Consider the following 1,893-nt stretch of genomic DNA (forward strand, 5'->3'; position numbering starts at 1 on the left):
TCACTGGTTGAGTAGACCGCGGGAACTGCCCCCGCAGCCTCTCGCAGAACGGTACGTGAGCCTCTCGACTCATACCGCTCCCATCAAGCAAACGTGCCTGTCATTCCTGCCCGCCAATGGGCAAACAACCCCTGATGCTGCTTTGCAATCCTTTGAAGCAGTTTTGAAGCCTGGGTTTTATGCCTGCTCAGTGCCTTGTACTTTCGTCTGGCCCAGCGCACTAATGCTTTGTTGAGTTGCCTGAATACCTTATACAGCTCTGAACGACAAAATTGACCATAATAGCTCAACCATCCACTTATCATGGGATTTAGCCAGTTTGCCATCTGTGTTAAATTCAGTTCTGTCCGCATTCGGATCTTCAACTTGCGAATTTTGAATCTCATGGCCTTTTGCGCCGTTTTGCTGACTGCTGGCGTAAAACTCACAAACAGGCTGTTCCTTTTGCGGTTCTTCACCAATCTTGGCCTGAATGTGTATCCAAGGAAATCGAAACTGATGTGTTCATACCTGCCCTTTCGGTCCCCATCCTTGCAGTAGGCAATCCGGGTTTTGTCCGGGTGCAGTTCCAGTCCACACTCACTGAAACGTCGCTCCAGTATTTTCCGTATTTCTCTGGCCTGAGCTTCATTCTGACAGTGAACCAGACCATCATCGGCATAACGACACCACTTCAGCCGGGGATGATGCTTTTGCATCCACTTGTCGAACACATAATGCAGGAACAGATTTGCCAGCACCGGGCTGATAACTCCTCCCTGTGGGTGCCTTTCTCCCGGAATAACACCTCACCATTGCATTTCATCGGTGCAGTTAGCCAGCGTTCGATGTACAGACAGATCCACGGGCTGTTTGTGTGTTTCCTCGCGGATTTCATGAGTAAATCATGAGGAATATTGTCAAACAAGCCCTTGATATCGAACTCCAATACCCAATCTTGCTGCCAGCATCGCTGCCTTGTTACTCTGATGGCATCAATTGCCGATTTATTCGGTCGGTAGCCATAAGAATCCGGCAGAAAATGAGGCTCAACAAGCGGTTCGAAATGAAGCCTGACCACCATTTGCGCCACGCGATCCGCAACCGTGGGAATACCCAGCAGACGTTCACCTCCCGACTTCTTCGGAATAGCGACACCTTTCACCGGGGGTGGATAATAACTGCCCGATGATAAGCGGTTCCAGAGTTTGTACAGATTATCTTTCAGATTGGATTCAAAATCCGCGATGGTTTGACCATCCACGCCTGCCGCACCTTGATTGGTTTTAACCAATAACCAGGCACGATACACATCCCTTTTCTCAATGACAAACGGTTTTGCCTTAACCTCCGTATCTCCTCCTGCCTGACAGTTGGATACCGGGTAAGGCTGCCTGACGTGACCCCTTCGCTCCACATTCATTACAAATATTTCCTCACTACTACGAGTCACTCCGCCCCCGTATCACCCATCGGTACTCTCATACTTGTCAATTTAGTGACTTGCATTTCTCCCTTGATATCGTGATGACGGGTTCCCGCAGTTCCCAGAAAGAGCCCGATACAAAGTCACGCCCACTCTACGCCGGACACCACCTGCGCAGCATTCGGAATTCACTCACAGATTTATCCCGGAAGATAGAAACGCCCCCGGTTTTGATGTCAAATCTCTTCCTTACGACGCGTCCACATGGGTTCGGTTTTACTCGTCTCTTTGTACCCTACCTGCCGAACTATTGTTCGCGCTTTGACCTCAACGCTCACGACCACCGCTCTTTACGGCAGCCGCTTGAGGGGGTTTGAAGCCGGCTTCCGACAGCGGACTTCGGTGGGCCTGCCACCATCTCCTCCTGAGCTTATGCTACATACTGGCTGCGCTCCCTATGCTGCCAGTTTGTATGCCTGCGGCACACT

Annotated in this window: 1 protein-coding gene and 1 pseudogene; both read right to left on the minus strand. The window is 50.6% G+C overall.

Annotated elements, in window-relative coordinates; all coding sequences use genetic code 11:
• Nucleotides 1–83: 83 nt before the first annotated feature.
• Nucleotides 84–386 carry a group II intron maturase-specific domain-containing protein gene (locus tag Xvie_RS25980; protein WP_425273939.1) on the minus strand — a complete coding sequence of 101 codons (303 nt, stop codon included), beginning with the start codon at nucleotides 384–386 and terminating at the stop codon, nucleotides 84–86.
• A gap of 144 nt (nucleotides 387–530) precedes the next feature.
• Nucleotides 531–1,402 (minus strand): annotated as a pseudogene (gene ltrA / locus Xvie_RS20110) (group II intron reverse transcriptase/maturase); the annotation flags it as partial.
• Between the last annotated feature and the right edge of the window lie 491 nt (nucleotides 1,403–1,893).

Source organism: Xenorhabdus vietnamensis (assembly GCF_002127535.1).
Taxonomy (GTDB): Bacteria; Pseudomonadota; Gammaproteobacteria; order Enterobacterales; family Enterobacteriaceae; genus Xenorhabdus; species Xenorhabdus vietnamensis.

What these genes read in the sequence shown, in the direction of transcription:
- Xvie_RS25980 (WP_425273939.1), bottom strand. Translation starts at nt 386, where the DNA reads ATGAGATTCAAAATTCGCAAGTTGAAGATCCGAATGCGGACAGAACTG.